The 19,446-nt window shown below is 69.2% G+C and carries 20 protein-coding genes; 6 read left to right on the top strand and 14 right to left on the bottom strand.

Features of this window, described 5'->3' with window-relative positions:
• Positions 1-26: 26 nt before the first annotated feature.
• A complete protein-coding gene (locus FS845_RS25790; protein WP_144641324.1) occupies positions 27-452 on the bottom strand; it encodes a universal stress protein in 426 nt (141 codons plus the stop codon).
• Between the two features lie 411 nt (positions 453-863).
• On the opposite strand from FS845_RS25790, the gene FS845_RS25785 reads away from it, so the two are divergent.
• Positions 864-1,289 carry a hypothetical protein gene (locus tag FS845_RS25785; protein WP_144641321.1) on the top strand — a complete coding sequence of 142 codons (426 nt, stop codon included), beginning with the start codon at positions 864-866 and terminating at the stop codon, positions 1,287-1,289.
• A 134-nt stretch (positions 1,290-1,423) separates the two neighbouring features.
• Positions 1,424-2,488, top strand: coding sequence for a tRNA 2-selenouridine(34) synthase MnmH (gene mnmH / locus FS845_RS25780; protein WP_409929345.1), 1,065 nt, complete (start codon positions 1,424-1,426; stop codon positions 2,486-2,488).
• 1 nt (position 2,489) lies between these two features.
• Here mnmH and FS845_RS25775 read toward each other — a convergent pair whose 3' ends face one another.
• The 4 genes from FS845_RS25775 to FS845_RS25760 all read right to left on the bottom strand — a co-directional run bounded on the left by FS845_RS25775 (position 2,490) and on the right by FS845_RS25760 (position 7,571).
• Positions 2,490-4,253: a gamma-glutamyltransferase family protein gene (locus tag FS845_RS25775; protein ID WP_144641315.1), complete on the bottom strand. Its 1,764-nt coding sequence runs from the start codon at positions 4,251-4,253 to the stop codon at positions 2,490-2,492.
• A gap of 18 nt (positions 4,254-4,271) precedes the next feature.
• Complete coding sequence (locus tag FS845_RS25770; protein WP_144641312.1) at positions 4,272-5,405, bottom strand: Bug family tripartite tricarboxylate transporter substrate binding protein; 1,134 nt, start codon at positions 5,403-5,405, stop codon at positions 4,272-4,274.
• A 43-nt stretch (positions 5,406-5,448) separates the two neighbouring features.
• Complete coding sequence (locus tag FS845_RS25765) at positions 5,449-6,720, bottom strand: NAD(P)/FAD-dependent oxidoreductase (protein WP_144641309.1); 1,272 nt, start codon at positions 6,718-6,720, stop codon at positions 5,449-5,451.
• An 89-nt stretch (positions 6,721-6,809) separates the two neighbouring features.
• Positions 6,810-7,571, bottom strand: coding sequence for an IclR family transcriptional regulator (locus FS845_RS25760; protein ID WP_144641306.1), 762 nt, complete (start codon positions 7,569-7,571; stop codon positions 6,810-6,812).
• A gap of 146 nt (positions 7,572-7,717) precedes the next feature.
• Between FS845_RS25760 and FS845_RS25755 the strand changes: the two genes are divergently transcribed.
• Both FS845_RS25755 and FS845_RS25750 read left to right on the top strand, forming a co-directional pair.
• A complete protein-coding gene (locus FS845_RS25755) occupies positions 7,718-8,737 on the top strand; it encodes a dipeptidase (protein ID WP_144641303.1) in 1,020 nt (339 codons plus the stop codon).
• Between the two features lie 13 nt (positions 8,738-8,750).
• On the top strand, positions 8,751-9,710 hold the full coding sequence (locus FS845_RS25750) for a tripartite tricarboxylate transporter substrate binding protein (protein WP_144641300.1): 960 nt from the start codon (positions 8,751-8,753) through the stop codon (positions 9,708-9,710).
• 110 nt (positions 9,711-9,820) lie between these two features.
• On the opposite strand, the gene FS845_RS25745 is transcribed toward FS845_RS25750, so the two are convergent.
• The 4 genes from FS845_RS25745 to FS845_RS25730 form a co-directional block, all read right to left on the bottom strand.
• Complete coding sequence (locus FS845_RS25745) at positions 9,821-10,816, bottom strand: D-2-hydroxyacid dehydrogenase (RefSeq protein ID WP_144641297.1); 996 nt, start codon at positions 10,814-10,816, stop codon at positions 9,821-9,823.
• On the bottom strand, positions 10,800-11,762 hold the full coding sequence (locus FS845_RS25740) for a Bug family tripartite tricarboxylate transporter substrate binding protein (RefSeq protein ID WP_144641294.1): 963 nt from the start codon (positions 11,760-11,762) through the stop codon (positions 10,800-10,802). Before FS845_RS25740 ends, FS845_RS25745 begins: the two co-directional genes overlap by 17 nt.
• 124 nt (positions 11,763-11,886) lie before the next feature.
• The gene (locus FS845_RS25735; protein WP_144641291.1) at positions 11,887-12,642 is read right to left on the bottom strand and encodes a class II aldolase/adducin family protein; all 756 of its coding nucleotides are present in this window, start codon (positions 12,640-12,642) and stop codon (positions 11,887-11,889) included.
• 155 nt (positions 12,643-12,797) lie between these two features.
• Positions 12,798-13,727, bottom strand: coding sequence for a LysR family transcriptional regulator (locus FS845_RS25730; protein WP_144641289.1), 930 nt, complete (start codon positions 13,725-13,727; stop codon positions 12,798-12,800).
• A gap of 190 nt (positions 13,728-13,917) precedes the next feature.
• Between FS845_RS25730 and FS845_RS25725 the strand changes: the two genes are divergently transcribed.
• The gene (locus FS845_RS25725; RefSeq protein ID WP_222130028.1) at positions 13,918-14,181 is read left to right on the top strand and encodes a DUF4258 domain-containing protein; all 264 of its coding nucleotides are present in this window, start codon (positions 13,918-13,920) and stop codon (positions 14,179-14,181) included.
• A 2-nt stretch (positions 14,182-14,183) separates the two neighbouring features.
• Positions 14,184-14,384: a DUF2283 domain-containing protein gene (locus FS845_RS25720; protein WP_144641286.1), complete on the top strand. Its 201-nt coding sequence runs from the start codon at positions 14,184-14,186 to the stop codon at positions 14,382-14,384.
• 77 nt (positions 14,385-14,461) lie between these two features.
• On the opposite strand, the gene FS845_RS25715 is transcribed toward FS845_RS25720, so the two are convergent.
• The 5 genes from FS845_RS25715 to FS845_RS25695 form a co-directional block, all read right to left on the bottom strand.
• Positions 14,462-15,994: a gliding motility protein gene (locus FS845_RS25715; RefSeq protein WP_144641283.1), complete on the bottom strand. Its 1,533-nt coding sequence runs from the start codon at positions 15,992-15,994 to the stop codon at positions 14,462-14,464.
• Between the two features lie 84 nt (positions 15,995-16,078).
• Positions 16,079-17,065, bottom strand: coding sequence for a Bug family tripartite tricarboxylate transporter substrate binding protein (locus FS845_RS25710; protein ID WP_144641280.1), 987 nt, complete (start codon positions 17,063-17,065; stop codon positions 16,079-16,081).
• A gap of 109 nt (positions 17,066-17,174) precedes the next feature.
• Positions 17,175-17,774, bottom strand: a complete 600-nt coding sequence (locus tag FS845_RS25705; RefSeq protein ID WP_144641277.1) for a thiamine pyrophosphate-dependent enzyme — start codon at positions 17,772-17,774, stop codon at positions 17,175-17,177.
• A gap of 7 nt (positions 17,775-17,781) precedes the next feature.
• Complete coding sequence (locus tag FS845_RS25700) at positions 17,782-18,300, bottom strand: thiamine pyrophosphate-binding protein (RefSeq protein ID WP_144641274.1); 519 nt, start codon at positions 18,298-18,300, stop codon at positions 17,782-17,784.
• Between the two features lie 184 nt (positions 18,301-18,484).
• Positions 18,485-19,378, bottom strand: coding sequence for a LysR family transcriptional regulator (locus FS845_RS25695; protein WP_186332434.1), 894 nt, complete (start codon positions 19,376-19,378; stop codon positions 18,485-18,487).
• Positions 19,379-19,446 lie beyond the last annotated feature (68 nt).

Genomic DNA, 19,446 nt, shown 5'->3' with positions numbered 1-19,446 from the left:
GCCGGCACACGTCGCCGGCAGGGAGGCTACTTGACCAGCATCACCGGCATCGATGCCAGGTGTACGACCTTGCGCGCCACCGAACCCATCAGCATGCCGGCCACCTCGCCCAGGCCGCGCGTTCCCATCACGATGTAGTCGCAGTGTTCTTCCTTCGCGTACTCGGCGATGGCTTCGCCCGTGTGCCCGGCGCGCACCGCCTTGGTATGCGACACCGATGCGCCGGCCAGCTCCGACTCCGCCCGCGCGAGGGGTTCGCGCGCCTCGTCCTCGTAGTAGGCCTGCATCTCGGACTTGTCGAGGAACATCCGGGCATGGCCGGATGCGACGGGGGGCTGGACGTTCAGCAGATGGATGGTGGCGCCACCGCCCGTGCCCGTCAGGCGCAGGGCTTCCTGCAGGGCGCGGTGAGCGGAATCCGAACCGTCCACGGGAACCAGGATCTTCGTCATGTCAGCCTCCTTCGGCGATCAATGAGGTTGAGGAAAAGTCGCGATGCTGCAAGTCCCAGGCTACCGGTTTCACTGTTTCCTGACTATAAGCTGAACAAGTTTGCTGACCATTCTTGCGTACCGTTGCATGCGGCGGGTGACTGTGTCGTTCATCTGTCCACCGGGGTGCGCCGCCTGGCCGACGCACGCGACCGGTTGCGGCTGGATCGCATGGCGCCCGACGCGCGGGCATGAGGACCACTGTGATCGCGCAACCGGCCTGTGCGACATCGCCTGCCGTGTCGAAAAATGCGTGGCGAATCGGCTTATCAGGGGCTTGCCGGGATTCCCTTTCGCGCCGGCTTGTGCCAAGCTCACTCCGAACGATTGCTTTACGTTTTTTCTTCGCCACCTGAAGCCAAGGAAAGTGCGATGAACAGATTCGCCGAGCTGCTGGCGCAGCTGTTCGACCCCGCAGTGCTGCAGGCCTTGCCCGCCTGGCAGTGGACACTGCTTATCCTGGTGCCCCTGTGCACCGTCACGGCCACCGCCTTGGCGTTGCGCCATTGGCTGCGCGGCCGCCCGCGCCGCGAGGCCCTGCGCTTGCTGGGCGACATCGAGCGTGCCGCCCGCGTCGACCGCCTGGCCGCCCGGGCCTTGCCCGTGGCGCTCAAGCAGATGCAGGCAAGCTTGCCCGACGTCGCCGGCGCCTATGCCGGCCCGCCGGGCACGGCGCAGTTGCTGGCCATGCTGACCTACGCGCCGGCCCACACGCTGCAGGCCATTCCCGAACACACGCTGCACGACCTGTTCCGCTCTTCGCGCGACTGGATGCAGCGTGGCGGGCAGACCGCCTGACGCGCCGCGGTACGGATGGCGCGAGTCGGCTATAGTGTCCGCCGTCTGGCGGGCATGACAGCCGCCGCATGGCTCCAGCACGGCATGCGCCCGCCCGATGGCGCGCCGTGGAGCCGCCTCTCATTCCGCCGGCCATCCGCGTGAGCTACAAACCGACCACCGTGCACGACATGGCGCGCTTCGATGCCATCATCGACGCGCGTTCCCCCGCCGAATTCGCCCTGGACCACGTGCCCGGCGCCTTGAACTGCCCCGTACTGGACGATGCGCAGCGCCACGTCGTGGGCCTCACGTACGTGCAGTCCTCGGCCTTCGAGGCGCGCCGCATCGGTGGCGCCATGGTCGCGCAGAACATCGCGCGGCACATCCAGGAACACTTCCATGACAAGCCGCAGGGCTGGCGCCCGCTGGTCTATTGCTGGCGCGGCGGCCTGCGCAGCAGCAGTTTCGTCACCTGGCTGCGGCTGGTGGGCTGGGATGCGCAGCAGCTGCAGGGCGGCTACAAGGCCTTCCGCGGCCACGTCATCGCGCGCAACGACGTGCTGGCGCAAGCCTTGCCGCTGCGCGTGGTGTGCGGCCCGACGGGCAGCGCCAAGACCCGCGTGCTGCATGCGCTGGCCAGACAGGGCGAGCAGATACTCGATCTCGAGGCCCTGGCCGCGCATCGCGGCTCGGTGCTGGGAGCGCTACCCGGCGTCGAACAACCCTCGCAGAAGGCATTCGAGACCCTGCTGTTCCAGGCGATGGATGCGCTGGATCCCGCGCGACCGGTCTGGGTCGAGGCCGAAAGCCGCCGCATCGGCCGCGTGTCGCTGCCGCAGGCATTGCTGGATCGGCTGCGCGCCAGCCCCGTGGTGGAGATCGCCGCGCCGGCATCGGCGCGCCTGGAATTCCTGCTGCGCGACTACGCCTGGCTGGGCGACGACCCGAAGGCGCTGGCCGGCAAGGTCGCCGCGTTGAAGGGCACCCAGGCCAACGACACGCTGGCGCGCTGGCACGACTGGGCGCTGGCGGCGCAACTGGCGCCGCTGTTCCAGGAGATGATGGCCTTGCACTACGACCCGCTGTACGCACGCTCGCAGGGCCGCCATCTGCTGCGGCTGGCGCAGGCGGCGCGCATCGAGACGGATGCGCTGTCCGACGGCGCCATCGAGGATCTGGCGCGGCGCGTGGCCGCGGTGCGGTTCGACGACCGGTAGGTCACCATCCCATCGCGTACGCCGGCCGGCGCGGATCCGCGCCGCCCCAGCGGATGCCGCTGTCCAGGTCGTGCCGAACCGCGCACATCGCGCCCGCGCGCCAATTGCGGTCGCGCCACCACTTCACCGCATGGCCCATGCGGGCCAGCTCGTCGCCGACCTCGCGCGGGATCAGGTCCTCGATCATCAGGCGGCCTGGCTGCATGGTGTGCGGCTCGAAAGACGAGGGGAAACTGAAGCTGGCGAAGCGCGGCGCCTCGATGGCCTGCTGCAGGTCCATGCCGAACACTTCGATGTTCAGGAAGGTCTGCAGCATGGCCTGGCATTGCACGTCGCCGCCCGGCGTGCCGAACGGCATGACGTAGCGGCCGGGGCGCACGGCCAGGGAGGGATTCGGCGTCAGGCGCGGGCGGCGGCCCGGGCCGATCGCGCAAGGGTGCCCGGCCTCGGCCCACGACTGGCTGCCGCGGCCCGAGGCGCACAGTCCCGTGCCGGGAATGACCGGCGTGTTGTACGAGCCGTCGCTGGGCGTGGCCGAGAACGCGTTGCCGTGCCGGTCCACCACCGCCACGTACGACGTGTCCAGGCGCGGGTCGGTCCGCGCGTGATCCCCGTCGCCTGCGAGGCGGGCGGCGATGGCGCGGATGTCCGGCAGCGCGCCCGGCGCGGGCATGTCGGGCCCCGCGCGGCGCGGATCGATCAGGTCCAGCCGCTGGCGGCCATATTCCAGCGACAGCAGTGCTTCCTGCGGGATGTCGGTGTGGCGCGGATCGGCGTAATGGGCCTCGCGGTCGGCGAAGGCCAGCTTGATGGCCTCGGTCAGCAGATGCACGTAGGCCGCCGAATTGTGGCCCAGCGCCTTCAGGTCGCGCCCGCGCACGATGTTCAGCATCTGCAGCAGCGACGGCCCCTGGCACCAGAAGCCGCAGCTGTGCACGCGCGTGCCGTGGAAGTCCGTGGTCAATGCGGGTTCGACCTCGACGGAGAAATCGCGCAGGTCCTCGTGCGTCAGCAGGCCGCCTTCGGCGCGATGGTAGGCCACCATGGCGTCGGCGACGTCGCCCTGGTAGAACGCGTGGCGGGCGGCCGCCAGGCCGGCCTCGCGGCCGCGCCCCGCGTGCGCGCGCTCCTGGTCGGCCATGTATTGCAGCGTGCCGGCCAGGTCCGTCTGGCGGAACAGCGCGCCCGCCGGCGGCGGCTTGCCGCCAGGCAGGTAGATGGCCGCGCTGGACGGCCAGCGGGCGTAGTCCCGCGCGTGCTCCGCCAGCACCTCCGCCATCAGCGGATACATCACGAAGCCGTCGCGCGCCAGGCGGATGGCGCCGGCCGCGACCTCGCCGAAGCTCATCGTGCCGAAGCGTTCCAGCGCGGTGATCCAGGCGTCCGGCGCGGCCGGTATCACCGTGCGCAGGATGCCCGCGGGGATCGTGCCGCCGTGCTGTTCCAGGAAGGTCTCCAGCCGCGCCGCGCGCGGCCAGTGACCCAGGCCCGAGATGCTCCAGGCCTGCCCGGTGGACGCGTCGTAGAAGAGGCAGGGCGCCACGCCGCCCACGTTGACGATGTCGCTCTGGACCACGCCCAGCGCGATGCCCGCGGCCACGCCCGCGTCGGCGGCATTGCCGCCGGCCTGCAGCACGTCCATGCCGGCCTGGGTGGCCAGGTAGTGCCCGGCGGAAATCATGTGGTTCAAGCCGGCCAGCGTGGGCCGCATCGATAGCGGGGCGCTGCCCGCGGTCAGGTCGGGCGCGGCGGTGGATGAGGCCATGCGAGTCTCCGGTAGGGCTTATTGCGGGGTGACGCCCAGCTTGGCCGTGACGGCCTTCCAGCGGGCGTACTCGGCGTGGATGAACTGCTTGAATTCCGCGGGCGGCATGCCCTGCACCAGCACGTCGCGCTCTTCCATGGCGCGGCGCACATCGGCGCCGGACAGCGCCTTGCGGGTGGCCTGGTACAGCGCCTGGACGATGGCGGGCGGCGCGTCCTTGGGCAGCAGCAGGCCGTACCACGAACCGCCGACCAGATCCGGAAAGCCGCCCTCGGTGGTGGTCGGCACCTCGGGCAGGCGGGCCAGGCGTTCCTTGCTGAAGATCGCCAGCGGCTTCAACTTGCCCGTGCGGATCAGGGGCAGGGTGGTGCCCGGGGTCTCCAGCGTGTACTGCACCTGGCCGGAGATCAAGTCGTTGATCAGCGCCGAACTGCCCTTGTAAGGCACGTGCGTGGTGCGGATGTCGGCCTGCATGTTCAGCAGTTCCGAGAAGAAGAAATTGGCCGTGCTGATGCCGGGGGACGCGTAGTTGACCTCGCCCGGATGCGCGCGCGCATACTTCACCAGTTCCGGCAGGGTGTCGGGCGGGAAGGCCGGGTTGGCCACCAGGATGAAGGGACCGCCGCCGATCATGGTGACGGGCGCCAGGTCGGCCATGGGATCGTAGTTCAGGCCCTTGATGGTCAAGGGCGCGCCGGTCAGCGGCGACGCGGTGGCGAACAGCACCGTGTAGCCATCGGGGACGGCGCGCACCACCTGCTGCGTGGCGATGGTGCCGCTGGCGCCCGCGCGGTTCTCGACCACCACGGACTGGCCCAGCACCTTGCCCAGTTCGATGGCCAGCACGCGCGCCACCGTGTCGGTGCCGCCGCCGGGCGGATAGCCGACCAGCATGCGGATGGGACGGTCCGGCCACTGCGCCGCGCGGGCCGGTCCGCCATGCTGCAGGGCCCACGCGGCGGCCAGGCCGCCGGCCAGCAGGGCGCAGGCGCGGCGGCGGCCGGCGTGCGGGGCATCGGTCCCGTGGCCGTGCCGGAGGGCCTGCCCATGGCCCCGGCCGTCGTCCCGCCCGTGGCCGGGATCATGGCCTTGGCCGTCCTCGTGGCCGAGATCCGGGCCGGTCTGTCCGCACTGCGATTTCCTGGTATCCATCTATGGTTTCCCCTTGTCGCACAGCATCAGGAACGGTCCGCGCCTACGTGCCGAACCGTCCGAAACGGAAGGCCCGCAGGTCGTGCTGCGCGGGCTCGCCGCGCAGCATGCGTGCCATGGCCTCGCCGACCGCCGGACCGATGCCGAAGCCATGGCCGGAGAATCCCGAGGCGAGATACAGCCCGTCGATGCCGGGCACGCCGTCCATCACGGGCAGCGCGTCGGGCGTCACGTCGATGTAGCCGGCCCACGAGTGCGCCACGCGCGCACCCTGGAAGACCGGAAACGCGTCCACCAGGCGCCGCCAGGCCTGTCCGACGCCGGCCTGCGAGGGCTGCGGATCGAGCACGCGGTGCCGTTCGAAGGGCGAGGGGTGGTCGGGCCCGAAGCGCCGCGGCGTGGCCAGTTCCTCGAAGAAGCGCTTGCCGAAGCGCAGCTTGACGAAGGTGTTGTTGGCCAGCCAGGGCCGCATGTAATGGCGCGCCAGGCGCAGGCTGTCGGGCACCAGGTCGGCCATCGAGGCGCCGAACTGCGACACCGTGTAGCCGCCGTCGGCGCGCTTGCGGCAGGTGAAATCCTTGCCGTTGACTGCGGCGGACAGGCCCGCGTCGAACGGCGTGGTGCGCAGCACCGAGCCTCGCACTTTCAGTTGCGGGAACTCGGCGCCCAGGTTGCCGCAGAACAGGCGCGACCAGGCGCCGGCCGCCACCAGCACGGCCTGCGCGGCCACCCGGCCGTGTTCCGTCGCCACCGCCGACACGCGGCCGGCCGCGCGCTCGATGCCGCGCACGGCGCATTGTTCGAAGATCATGGCGCCGTGCGCGCGCGCCAGCTCGGCGATGCCTTGCGTGGCACGGTCCGGTTCGGCCACGCCGTCGCTGGCGCTGTACAGCGCGCCGATCCAGCGCCTGCGCGACTCGGGCAGGTGCCCGCGCGCGGCGGCGCCGTCCAGCATGCGCGCATCCACGCCATAGGCCCGCGCGCCGTCCAGCCATTTCTGCTGGCTGTCGGCATCGTCCGCGGTTTCCTGCAGGTACAGGATGCCGGTGCGGCGAAAGCCCAGGTCGGCCTGCGCCTGCAATTCCCCCCAAAGCTGGTTGGCGCGCACCGCCAGCGGCACCTCGGGCAGGTCGCGGCTCAGGGTGCGGACCCAGCCCCAGTTGCGTGAGGACTGCTCGCACGCCAGCGCGCCCTTCTCGAAGAGGGCCACGCGGACGCCGGCGCGCGCCAGGGCATGGGCAGTACTGACGCCGATCACGCCGCCGCCGATGATGGCGACGTCCACGGCTTGGGGCAAGGCAGCTTGTGTAGGCATGTGTTATCGATATACGATAATTAAATACGTATATCGATATTTATACGCTTGCCGGCGCCTGTGCACCAGTGCGTGTTTGCCCTGAACCGCTAGGTGCTGCGGCCGATCGCGCGGGCGGCGCGCACGGCCAGCGGGGCCAGTTCTTCGCGGGCGCGTTCCAGCGACCACGCGGGCTTGGGCACCGAGATGTTGACGGCGGCGACGGGCAGGCCGGCCTCGTCCAGCACCGCGGCCGCCACGTTGATGTCGCCGCGGAAGAATTCTTCGTCGGCGTAGGCGTAGTGGTCGCTGCGCGCCTGCTCGACCAGTTGCCGCAACGCGGCCGCATCCAGCGTGGTGCGTGGCGTGTAGCGCTGCGTGCGCAGCGCCCGCAGGCGCGCTTCCAGCGCGTCATCGGGCAGGTACGCCCACATGGCGCGCCCCGACGCCGACGCGAAGCAGGGAATTCGCGTGCCCGCCGGCAGGTATACCGGGATGTGCCGCGCCGGCGCCACGCGCATGACGAACACCATGTGGTCTTCTCCGTCGGGCACCGACAGGTTCACGATCTCGCCGCATTCCTGGTTCAGCTGGTGCAGCACCGCATGGGCGTGCTGCAGCAGCGGATGGCGGTACAGGTAGCTGTAGCCCAGCCCCACCGCCTTGACCGTGACGCTGTAGCGCTTGCTGCGCGGCTCCTTGTGCAGGTAGCCGGCCTGTTCCAGCGTATGGGTGACGCGCTGGGCCGAGCCCATGGTGATGCCGTTGGCCTGCGCGACTTCCTGCAGGCTCATCGAGGCATGCGCGCGGAAGGATTCCAGCACGGCTAGGCCTTTCTCCAGGGACTGGATGAACAGGGCGGAATTCGACATGAGGGGCTCCGGGGACGCGCATGGGCAGTGGCCGCGCAACGGGGATTAGGGAAACCCGCACGTTGTTGAGGCCGGGACCGCGCGCTATAAATATCGATATACGGATTTAATTATCGCATATCGATAACCAGGCAAGGGGAATTATCTTGGACAGCAAGGCATCGGAACTTCACCGCCGCGCGCTCATCGTCGACGGGCTGACGTTCTTCAGCGACGGGAGCACGCGCGACATGCTGGCGGGCGGCGTCAGCGCCATCAACCTCACGGTCACCGACATGGGCTCGGACTTCGAGCAGGCCCTGAAGGATGCCATGGCCTGGCGCAGCCGCGGCCTGGACCCGCAATCGGGCTGGCTGCTGGTCGAGCGCGCCGGCGACATCGCGCGCGCCAAGGCCGAGGGCAAGCTGGGCGTGATCATGGGCTGGCAGAACGGCAAGCCGCTGGGCGACGATCCTGGCCGAGTGGCCCTGTTCCATGCGCTGGGCATGCGCGTGATCCAGCTGACCTACAACGAGGCCAACCTGCTGGGCGATGGCTGCCTGGAGAAGCGCAATGCCGGCCTGTCCAACCTGGGCGTGGAGATGGTGGCCGAGATGAACCGGGTCGGCATCGCCATCGACCTGAGCCATTGCGCCGAGCAAACCTGCCTGGACGCCGCGCGCCACAGCACGAAGCCCGTGCTGCTGACGCACGCCAACGCCAACGCCGTCATCAAGCGTCCGCGCAACAAGTCGGACGAGGTGATCCGCGCGGTCGCCAGGACGGGCGGCGTGGTGGGCTGCAGCATCCATGCCTACCTGGCCTGGCGCGGCGATCCCAAGCAGCAGCCCACGCTCGACGATTTCGCGGCCAACGTGAAGTACATCGGCGAGCTGGTCGGCTACGAGCACGTGGGCATAGGCACCGACTTCGCGGCGGTCGACAGCTACGAGGCCGTGCGCCACGTGATGGTGATGTCGCGCACCAAGTACGCGGCGTCCGGGGGCGACGTGTCCACCGTGTTCGGCGACGTCATGGAGACGCGCTATCCGGTCGAGACCCCGCATCCCGCGCATTTCGGAGAACTGACCGGCGCGCTGCTGCGCGCGGGCCTGACCGAGACGCAGATCCTGGGTGTGCTGGGCGGCAACTTCCAGCGCGCCTTCGCCGACATCTGGCAATCCTGACGCGAGACCTTCCATGAAACGCTTCCGCAATCTGTGCGCCGCCCTGGCGCTGACGCTGGCCGCCTTGCCCCTGGGCGCGCACGCAGACTACCCCGAACGCACGCTGCGCATCGTCGTGCCCTACCAGGCGGGCGGCTCGACCGACACCGTGGTGCGCAAGTTCGCCGAGCTGGCCGCGCCCGAGCTGGGCCAGGCCATCATCATCGAGAACCGCGGCGGGGCCGGCGCCACGCTGGGCGCGCGTGCCCTGGCCACCGCCCAGCCCGACGGCTACACGCTGGCCATCCTGCCCAGCCCCGTGTTCCGCATGCCGCACATCCAGGACATGGGCTATGACCCGCAAAGCGACTTCACGTACGTGATGATGCTGAGCGGCTATACGCTGGGCGTGGCCGTGCCGGCCAACGCACCGTACAAGAACTGGGGCGAGTTCGTGGCCTATGCGCGCGCACATCCGGGCGAGATCGCCTACGGCACCGCCAGCGTGGGCAGCGCCTCGAACGTGATGATGGAGCAGATCGCCACCGCCAACAAATTGACCTGGCGGCACATTCCGTACAAGGGCGAGTCCGAGGTGATCCAGGGCATCATGGGCGGCCAGCTGCAGGCCTATGCGGGCTCGACCACCGTGCTGCCCATGGTGCAGTCGGGCAAGATGCGCATGCTGGTGACCTGGGGCGAGCGCCGCAGCGCGCAGTTCCCGGACGTGCCCACGCTGCACGAGCTGGACGGCACCGCGCCGGCCTACGCGCCGTTCGGCATCGCCGCGCCCAAGGGGCTGCCCGAGCCCGTGCGCAAGAAACTGCACGATACGTTCAAGCGCGTGGCCGAGTCCGAGGCCTTCAAGAACATCCTGACGCAGTACGGCCAGGAGCTGGTCTACATGGACGGCGCGGCCTATGCCGCGTATGCCAAGGAGCAGTACGCGGCCGAGGCGAAGATCGTGAAGGATCTGGGGCTGGCGAACAAGTAGGCGGGCTGGTCCCGTTCGGCGTTTGCTGCCGGCGGGGCCCCTACGGTACGCGCGCCGGCATGGAGCCGGCGGCGCGGGCCCGCGCACACGGGCATGGACCCGTCGGCCCGTCAATCCACCATCACGTTGCGCAGCGGCTGCCCGGCCGCCCAGCGCCGCAGATTGTCCAGGAACAGCTGCCGCACGCGGTCCGCGTTGCCGTCCGAGAAGCCTGCGCTGTGCGGGCTGACGATCACATTGTCCAGCGCCCACAGCGGCGACTCCGCCGGCAGGGGCTCCTGCTGGAATACATCCAGGAAGGCACCCGCCAGCCGGCCCGCGCGCAAGTGCTCGATCAGCGCGGCCTCGTCGATCACGTGGCCGCGCGCCACGTTCACCAGCATCGCGTGCGCGGGCAGGCGTCCCAGCGCGGCGCGATCCACCAGGCCGCGGGTGGCCGAGGTCAGCGGACAGGCCAGGACGAGCCAGTCGGCGTCCGGCAGCAGCTCGGGCAGGCCGGCGTAGTCCACCGTATGCCGCGCGCCCTCGGCCGGCGCGGCCGAATGGCGCACCACCGACACGTCCATGCCCAGCGCGCGCAGCAGCGCCCCGATGCGCTGGCCGATGCCGCCCCAGCCCACGATCACCGCATGCTGGCCGGCCAGGTCGCGCGGCTGAAGGTCATCCAGCAGCGGCTGCCATTGGCGCTGTTGCTGCGCGCGCGCCAGCAAGGGCAGGCGGCGCGCCAGGGCCAGCACGCCGGCCAGCGCCGACTGCGCCACCACGGCATCGCCGGCTCCTTGGGACGTGGTCACCGTCACGCCGCGCGCATGCAGCGTCTGGTAGATCTCGCGGTCCGTGCCCGCGGAATGGATGTGCACCCAGCGCAACTGCGCGCCATGGCGCATGGCCTCGTAGTAAGCGGCGGTTTCCGGCGTGGTGACGAACTTGGTCGAGCGCCCCGTGATGTCCCGCGAGACGAAGGCCGCGTCCGCCGCCGCGGGTTGGCCCGGCACGGCGTGCACCAGCACGCATTCGGGCATGCCGGGCTGTTGCAGCGCCTGCCGCAGCTTTGGCGCTTCGGCGGGCGAGCACAACAGGCGGATGGGGCTATTGGGTGGGCGCATCGAACTTCTTCACCAGCACGGCCCACTTCTCATACTCTTTCCGGATGAACGCGCCGTACTCTTCGGGCGTGCCCTTCACCGGCTCGGCGCCTTCGCTCAGCATCTGCTGGTGCAGGGCGGGCAGGGCGGCGTTCACTTCCTGGTTGATGCGGTCGATGATCGGGCGCGGCGTGCCCTTGGGGGCGAAGAAGCCGAACCACGAGCCCGCGTCGAAGCCCGGGAAGCCGGATTCGGCCACCGTGGGCACGTCGGGCAGCGTGCTGGAGCGCTGCAGCGTGCTGACCGCCAGCGGCCGCAGCTTGCCGGATCGGATGTGGCCGATGACGGACGGAATCGTCGCGAACATGAAGTCGATGCGGCCGGCCAGCAGGTCGTTCAGCGCGTCCGCGCCCTTGTACGGAATGTGGGTGCCCTTCACGCCCAGCTCGTCCATCAGCATGTAGCTGGACAGGTGCGACGAGGTGCCCACGCCCGTGGAGCTGTAGCTCAGGTCCTTGTGCGACTTGGCGTATTCCAGGAAGCCCTTTATGTCCTTGACCGGCGAGTCGGGCGGCACCACCAGCACGTTGGGCACGGTGGCGATCTGCGCCATCGGCAGCAGGTCGGTCAGGGGATCGTACGAGAGCTTGTTCAAGGACGGATTGACGGCGATCGGTCCCACCGAGTTCACGATCAGGGTGTAGCCGTCCGGGGTGGCGCGCACCACGTACTCGGTGCCAATGTTGCCGCCCGCGCCGGGCCGGTTCTCGACCACGAAGGGCTGGCCCAGTTTCTTCGACAGGATATTGGTCACGCTGCGGGTCAGCGTGTCCGTGGTGCCGCCGGGCGAGAACGCCACCACCACCTTCACCGCCCGGGTGGGGTAGTCGGCCGCGACGGCGGGCAGGGCGGCGGCGCCAGCGCCGGCCAGCAGGGTACAGGCGATCAGGGCCCGTGCGAGTCTCATGATGTCTCCTTGGTATTTATCATCGTTTTTCATGGGAATGCCGGCGCGTGGGGGCGCCGGGCGCTTCCCGCACTGTGCGGTCGGGCGGCCCTCGGTCGGATGGTCCAGCCCGCGATCAGGCGCCTCAGTCGCGGAAGCTCGGATCCATGCGGTCGAGCTTGCGCAGCAGCGCCGGCCACTCCATCACGCCGTATGGGCGGCGCGTGCCGGGCTGGTAGTTGTTCCAGGTTTCCTGCAGTACTTCCGGCGGCACGGCGCGCAGGGGCGAGCCGGTGGCCATGGCGGCCAGCTGCGAACGGCAGGCCAGTTCCAGGCGGTGCATCCAGTTGAAAGCTTCGCCGATGGTGCGGCCCACCGTCAGCGCGCCGTGGTTGCGCAGCATCAGCGCCTCGCCGTCGCCCAGGTCCTTCAGCAGCGACTCCTGTTCGGCCAGGTCCAGCACCACGCCCTGGTACTCGTGGTAGGCAATCTTCAGGAAGCGCATGCCCGTCTGCGTCATGGGCAGCAGGCCGCATTCGAGCGAGGCCACCGCCATCGAGGCCCAGCTGTGCGTGTGGATCACGCAGTCGACCTCGTGGCGCGCCGCGTGGATGGCGCTGTGGATGACGTAGCCCGCCTTGTTGATGCCGTAGTCCAGGTCGCCGAAATCCGGCTTGGACAGGATGGTGCCGTCCAGGTCCACCTTGATCAGGCTGGAGGCGGTGATCTCCTCGTACATCATGCCGTACGGGTTGATCAGGAACGCGTTGTCCTCGCCGGGCACGCGCGCCGAGATGTGGTTGGCCATCATGTCCGACAGGCCATACAGCTCGACCAGCCGATAACAGGCCGCCAGGTTGACGCGCGCGGTCCATTCCTGCTCCGAACACTGCGAACGCATCGATGAAATCTTCAGAACGCCGGGGCGTTGGGTATCCGCCATCACATCACCATCCGAGAAGTGCCTCCACCGCCGCACCATGCGACGGCGCTGATGGGGGCTCACTTTACGGGTGGGTGTCCGCGTCCGCTAGCCGGACATCCGGCATGACGCCTTCACGAATCCAGAAGGGTTGCGCCGGGCCAGCCGCCCTGGCGGACCAGGCCGCGCATCACGTCCACCAGCACCGCGCGCGCCGCCAGGGCGGCGGGCGACAGCTCCTCGTCGTTCATGCAGGCCACCGCGTTGCGGCGGTACAGGAACGGGTCGTCGATGGGGTGCATGGTCAGCAGCCCGGGTTCGACGCGCGCCACCGCCGCGCCCGGCTGGATCGTGGCCATGGCGTTGGCCTGCACGATGTCCATCAGCGTGGTCATGCCGTCGACCTCGATGGCGATCCAGGGCTCCAGCCCCGCGCGCTCGAACGCGGCCTCGACCCAGGCCCGCAGGCCGTGCGCCTTGCTGGTCACGGCCAGCGGCAGGGGGGCGAGCTGCGCGATGGTGGTCGGCTCGCCGTCGGGCACCGCGAACAGGCCGCGGCGCGCCAGCAGAAACAGCCGCTCGTCCAGCACGGCGATGGCGGTGCGGCCCGCGCTGCCGCTGTCGTTCTGGAACAGCACGGCCAGGTCCAGCTTGCGGCCGTTCAGCAAATCGCCCAGGTTGCCCGACAGCCCTTCGACCAGGTGCAGCCGCACGTTGGGATGGCGCTGCGCCATGGCGGTATGGAAGGGCCGCGCCAGCACCGACGCCGTCGTGGGCGCGAAGCCTACGCTGACCATGCCCGACAGGCGCGTCTCGCGGGCCGCGGCGACGGCCTGGTCGGCGTGCCGCAGGGTCAGGCGCGCCTGGCGCAGGAAGGCGGTGCCGGCCTCGGTGGGCACCACGCCGGTGGACGTGCGCGTGAGCAGCCGCGTGGCCAGCTCGCTCTCCAGCCTGCTGATCTGCTGGCTGAGCGCGGAGCCGACCACGCCCAGGTCACGGGCCGCGCGACCGATGCTGCCGAGTTCGGCGACGCGGACGAAGTAGCGGAGTTGGCGCAGTTCCATGGGCGGCGAGGAGGGGGGAAGGAAGGAAATGGTAGCGGAAAGGCGCTGCGCCAGGATTCGGTGCGTCTGATTTGCTGGGATTGCCGACTCGGCGCAGCGTCAAGCAGTCGATAGTGCGGATGTATCGCAGGTTTCAGAGCCGGATTGACCCGCCCATACCCTGCGCCTGACGTCAGCAGGGGTGCCCGTCTTGGCAGACTTTTCTAGCAGGCGGTTTGGCAAGAATGTGTGGGTCACGCATCATGCCAAGCGCAGCATGAATCGCCGGAATGTCAGCTTAGCTTTGTTGCAACACGTGATCGAACACGGTCGCATCAAACGTCAGAATGCTCTGCATTGCTGGGTTTTCGACGATATGGCGGATCGGAAGGACAATCTGATCTGCGCCGCAATCGTCGAGCAGCATGCCATCATTATCAAAACGGTAATGATCAACTGGGAACTGGAAGAATAGCCATGCGGATCGAATACGACGCCGAGGAAGACGTCCTCCACATCGAATTCTCGAAGGGACGTATCGTCAAGGATGTGTCGCATGGGTGGAACGTGAATATAGGCTATGACGCCAGCGGTATTGCCGAAATCACGATTCTGGAAGCGAAGCGCGCCGGCTTTTGGCCCCTCGAGAACGCGCAGGAGCTGGCAAGCGCCGCTTGACCCGCGCGAACGGCTTTTCTGGTCATTTAGCCTTCCGCTGGAACCTGCTTCCAAACGCTGAAGACGGGCTGGCTCGGTCAAAAATCCCGCACCTCATCCATCGCATCCAGCACGGCCTGCGGCAGCGGCGCAACTTCGCTGCCCAGCGATTCGCGCCGCTTTTCCTCCACCGCCTGCACAATCCCTACCCACGCCATGTAGATCTGCTCACGCGCCACCGTGTCGATGAATCCCGCGCGGCGATCCATGGCGTTGAAGCCCTCGGTGTAGGCATGCACCACGGGCGTCAGAGCCTCGACCAGCCCGTCGGCATCATCGGCCAGGTCCGCCGCCAGCTTGAGCGCGTCCGCGCGCGCCTTGCGGTACAACGTGGCCGCCTTCTTCGCCTGCGCCGGGGTCACGACATCGCTGCCGTCCCATTCGCGGAAGGGATTGTCCAGGTTGGCCGCCAGCCATTCCGGCTTGCGCGGCTGCTTGACGGACAGGTCCAGGCCCTTGGCGGCCTCGCCCCTGTAGGCCTTCTTCACCGCCGCCGCCAGGTCGGTCGGTATGCTCTGCAGCCATAGCGTGGACAGGCCCGGCCAGCACGATGGCGCCGGAAATGCCGAGCCGGCGGGCGGGAACACGTCGGTCAGGGTCAGGTAGCTGAGCTTCGACAGCTCGCCCAGGCGGTCCAGGTTCTGCATGACGCACGGGCCGCCCCAGATGCGCAGTTGCCGCAGCGACGGCAGCCGCGCCGCGACGATGCCCGCGTCCACGCTGCGCATGCCGCGCAGGCTGAGCGCCTCCAGCTCCGGCAGGCCCGACCACGGCAGCTCGGCGTCGCCGGCCTGCACCGACAGGTAGCGGCCGCCTTGTTCGCCGTGCAGGATCAGGTCGGGGCTGGCCTTGCCGCGCAGGAACAGGAAGTTCAGGCCGTCGTTCAGAAAGATCTCGCGCATGCCGGTGACGTCGACGGACAGGCGCAACAGGTGGGTGCCGCGCACGTCCAGGACAGGATCATGCTGCCCGCTGATGTCGAGCTCGGTGATCAGGGGCCGGGTGCGCAACCAGGGCAACAGGCCCGGCACGGGTGTGTCGACGTCCAGCTCTCCCAGCAAGGGCAACGCATCGAATACCGACAGCGACGGCGCGGCGTTCAGCAGGGCGCTGTCCAGCCGCGAGGTGCCGCGCGTGACGGTGCGGCCATCGGCCTCGAGCACGACCGTCTGGTCGCGCGGGCCATCGGCCGCGGCCTTGAAGGCGCGCACCAGGGCCGGGTCCAGCGCCTGCCACCAGCGCTGCCGGCCCAGCAGCGAGCCATCAGGCCAGGCGCTATAGCTGCGCACCTCGTCCGTGACCAGGGGCGGGCGCCAGCCCACGTGCCGGCACTGGCGGGGCACCGTGGCGCCCACCCAGCAGTGCTGGTGCCGGCCCGTCCAGTACATGAAATCGAACACGGCCGGCTTCATCGCCGCCAATGCCGCGTCGTCGGGCAAGGCCACGTCCGACCAGTCCAGCGTCAGCACCGCCAGCGCACCGTCGTCCTTCACATGGGTGATCTGGAACGCCACGTAGGCGTCCAGGCGGCCGTTATGGCAGACGTAGATATCGCCGGGGGTGGGGCTCATGCGGTCCTCGCGGGATAGCCGGGCAAGCCGCCATTCTAGTGGTCGATTGTTGCCCGATGCCCACCACGCCGCGGCCCGCGGCGCCTATTGCGGCTTGATCCCCGCCTTTTCCACGATGGGCGCCAGGCGCTTCAGGTCCGCTTGCAGCGCCTTGCGGAAGGCCTCGGGCTTGCCGCCCAGCACGGTGGCGCCGTCGCGCTCGATCTCCGACCGCACCGCGGGCTCGCGCAGCACGTCGTTCAGCGCCTGGTTCAGGCGCGTGACGGTGGCGTCGGGCGTGCCCGCCGGCGCCACGATGCCGTACCAGCTGACGTGCTGGTAGCCGGGATAGCCGCTGTCGGCCACCGTCGGCACGTCGGGCAGCACCTTGACGCGCTCGGACGACGTCACCGCCAGGCCGCGCACCTTGCCGCCCTCGATGTAGCCGCGCATCGTCACGCTGGTGCCGACCCACGCGGACAGGCGCCCGCCCAGCATGTCGGGCAGGCCCTGGGCAATGCCGCGATAGGGGATCAGGTTCAGTTCCGCCTTGGCGCGCGATTGCAGGTCCAGCATGGCGATCTGGATGTTCGTGGTGGGATAGCCGATGCTGACGTCGCCGGGCCTGGCGGCCGCCTGCTTCATGAACTCGGCCAGCGTGCGCGGGCCGTTCTCGGCCACTGCCAGCACGTACGGCGTCGACAGCACCAGGCCGATGCCCTTGAAATCCTTCAAGGGGTCGTAGGGCAGGCTCCTGTAGATCAAGGGGTTCACGCCGATGTGGTCAACCAGCGTCAAGCCCAATACGGAGCCATCGGTCTCGCCGCGCGCGACGTTCTGCAGCGCGATGTTGCCGTTGGCGCCGCCCTGGTTCTCGACCACCACCTCGGCGTCCAGCGCCTTGCCCAGCGGCCCCGCCAGCAGCCGGCCCAGGCGGTCGCCGCCGCCGCCGGGCGGGAAGGGCACCAGCAAACGTATGGGCTTGCCGGACGCGGCGGCATGGGCGGCGGCGGGCGCCAACCCCATCGCGCCGGCGCAAACCGCCAGGGCAATCGAGGCGGCCAGCAGGCGGCGGCGATCGAAGGTGTTCATGTCTGTCTCCTCGGTTCCGCGGCCGGTGGCCGCGGACGGCTTCTTCAGGAAGCTCGTATGGGTGGATGGCGGAACGGGATGGCGCGAGCGCCATCACCGCTGGTTGGCGCTACCGGTGGGCATCGTCGCCCAGCAAGGCGGCTCTGAACCGGCTGCGCAGATAGGGGCCGTCGCGGGGGGGCAGGACGGTGGGCTGCGGCTCCGTGCCGACCTTGATGCTGGCCAGCACCGGTCCCGGGCCGTGAAGAATGGCCTCGGCCGCCGCCTCCAGGTCGGCCTCCGTGCGCGCCAGGAGCGTCGCGGAAAAGCCGCAGGCGCGGGCCACGGCGGGGATGTCCACGCCGCGCCCGGCGTGGGCGGGCTGCATGCCGGTCTCGGCATAGTGTTCGTTGTCGATCACGACCACGCTGAGGTTCGCGGCGCCTTTCACTGCGGCGGTGGCGAGCGAGCCCAGGCCCATCATCATCTCGCCGTCGCCCACGAAGACGATCACGCGATGGTCCGGCTGCGCCTGCGCCAGGCCCAGGCCCACCATGACGGCGCCGCCCATCGCGCCCCACAGGTAGAAGTTGCGGTCGCAGTCGCCCGCCGCGGCCAGGTCGTAGGTCGGGTTGCCCAGGCTGGCGATGGCCAGCGCCTGGCCGCGGTCGCGCAGGATGCGGGCGACGGCCGCGCGCCGGTCCAGCACGGGCTTGGTGTGCTCTGTCATTGCTGCCTCACTTGTTGAAATTCTTCGTGCCGATGACGCGCTGGCCGATCAGGACGGCGACGCTGCGGCCCGTCTGGTAGGCGAAGCGGGCGCCCGCGGCCACGTTGGGCGCGATCTCGCGGGGCTCGTCGGCGCGGTACACGTACACGCCCGAGTCCTCCAGCACGGACTGCGTGGATTTCCCCATCGCGACCTGCCAGGGATTGAACTCACCCCATTCGCCGCGCATGGTCACGATCATCAGCAGCGGCATGCGCGTCTCGTGCTGCAGCGACAGCATGTTGATGCAGTTGCCCACGCCGCTGGACTGCAGCAGCAGCACGGCGCGGTTGCCGCCCAGCCACGCGCCGGCGGACAGGGCCACGCCTTCCTCCTCGGTGGTCAGCGACACCGCGTGGATCCCGGGATCGTCCTCGCACAGGCGGATGAGCGCGCTGTGGCCCGCATCGGGCACGTAGGACACCTGGCGTACGCCAAGCGACTTGAGTTCTTCGTAGATCTTCCGGGGCCAATCGGGATTCGACATTCCGCTCTCATAGCAAAAGGGTGGACACGAGGCGGCGCCTGCGCGGGCAGGGCCTCCCTGGACAATCATGGGAGATCCCAGCGCGGGAATAAAGGGAATAAAAGTCCTGGACGGCAATCCTTAAGGGAATGGCGCGTCCGACAGGTCGCACGGCCAGCAGCGTGGACCGGCGCAGGGCAGGGAACTAGCGCGTCTCGACGGTGAAGTCGCAGCACTCCTGCGCCAGCGTCGCCAGCGCCTTGGCCAGGGCCGAGCCCGGCTCCTTGCGGAACAGCGCGAAGTAGCGGGCGCTGGGCGGCGCGACGTCGGTGCGCAGGGCCGCGAGCCGGCCATCCCGCAGGTGGCCGGCGAAATATCCCTTCGGCAAACACACCACGCCCAGGCCCGCCACCGCCAGGCCGGCGATGGCGATCAGGTTGTCGATGGCCAGCGCGTTCGATGCGGGCTGGCTCTGCTGCAGCCAGCTGTCGCTCAGGGCGCTGATGACCGAATCGCTGGATTGGCCCAGGATGGCCATCCGGCCGATCTCCTCGACGCTGAACGCGCGGCCCTGGTCGAAGGTGGCGGGGCTGCCCATCCAGGCGAACTCGACCAGCGCCAGCGGCAGCGCGTCCAGGTCGGGATGCAGATACATGTCGGGCAGGAAGGCCAGGTCCAGTTCGCCGGCCAGCAGCAGGCGCTGCAGCCGCCCGCTGAGATCCAGGCGGGGCTGCAGCTGCAAGGACGGATAGCGGGCCCGCGTCTGCCGGATCAGCGTCGAGATCCAGGTCATCGCCGTCATCTCGGTGATGCCGATGCGCACCGTGCCCGTCATGGCCGGATTGCCCGCCAACTGCACCAGCATGGCGTCGCGCTGCTGCAGCATGTTCCGGGCAAGGTCGTGGATGCTTTTCGCGCGGTCGGTCAGCACCAGGCGGTGTCCGACCCGGTCGAACAGGGCGACGCCAAAGGTGTTCTCGATGTCCTGCACGCGCTTGGTGATGGCCGATTGCGTGGTGTGCAGGCGGTCGGCGGCGGCCGTGAACGTGCCGAGCTTCACGGTCCAGTAAAACGCTTCTACCTGCTTGATCGTGATCACGTGGGGCGGGGTGTCGGATGCTGCCCGAGGCGCTGGAACGCGCAGGCGCCATCGGGCGGCAAAGGGGA

Origin of the sequence: Bordetella genomosp. 13 (assembly GCF_007679965.1) — a bacterium.
Taxonomy (GTDB): domain Bacteria; phylum Pseudomonadota; class Gammaproteobacteria; order Burkholderiales; family Burkholderiaceae_B; genus Bordetella.
The sequence above is the reverse complement of the archived record's forward strand: the minus strand, read 5'-3'. Positions and strand labels throughout refer to the sequence as shown.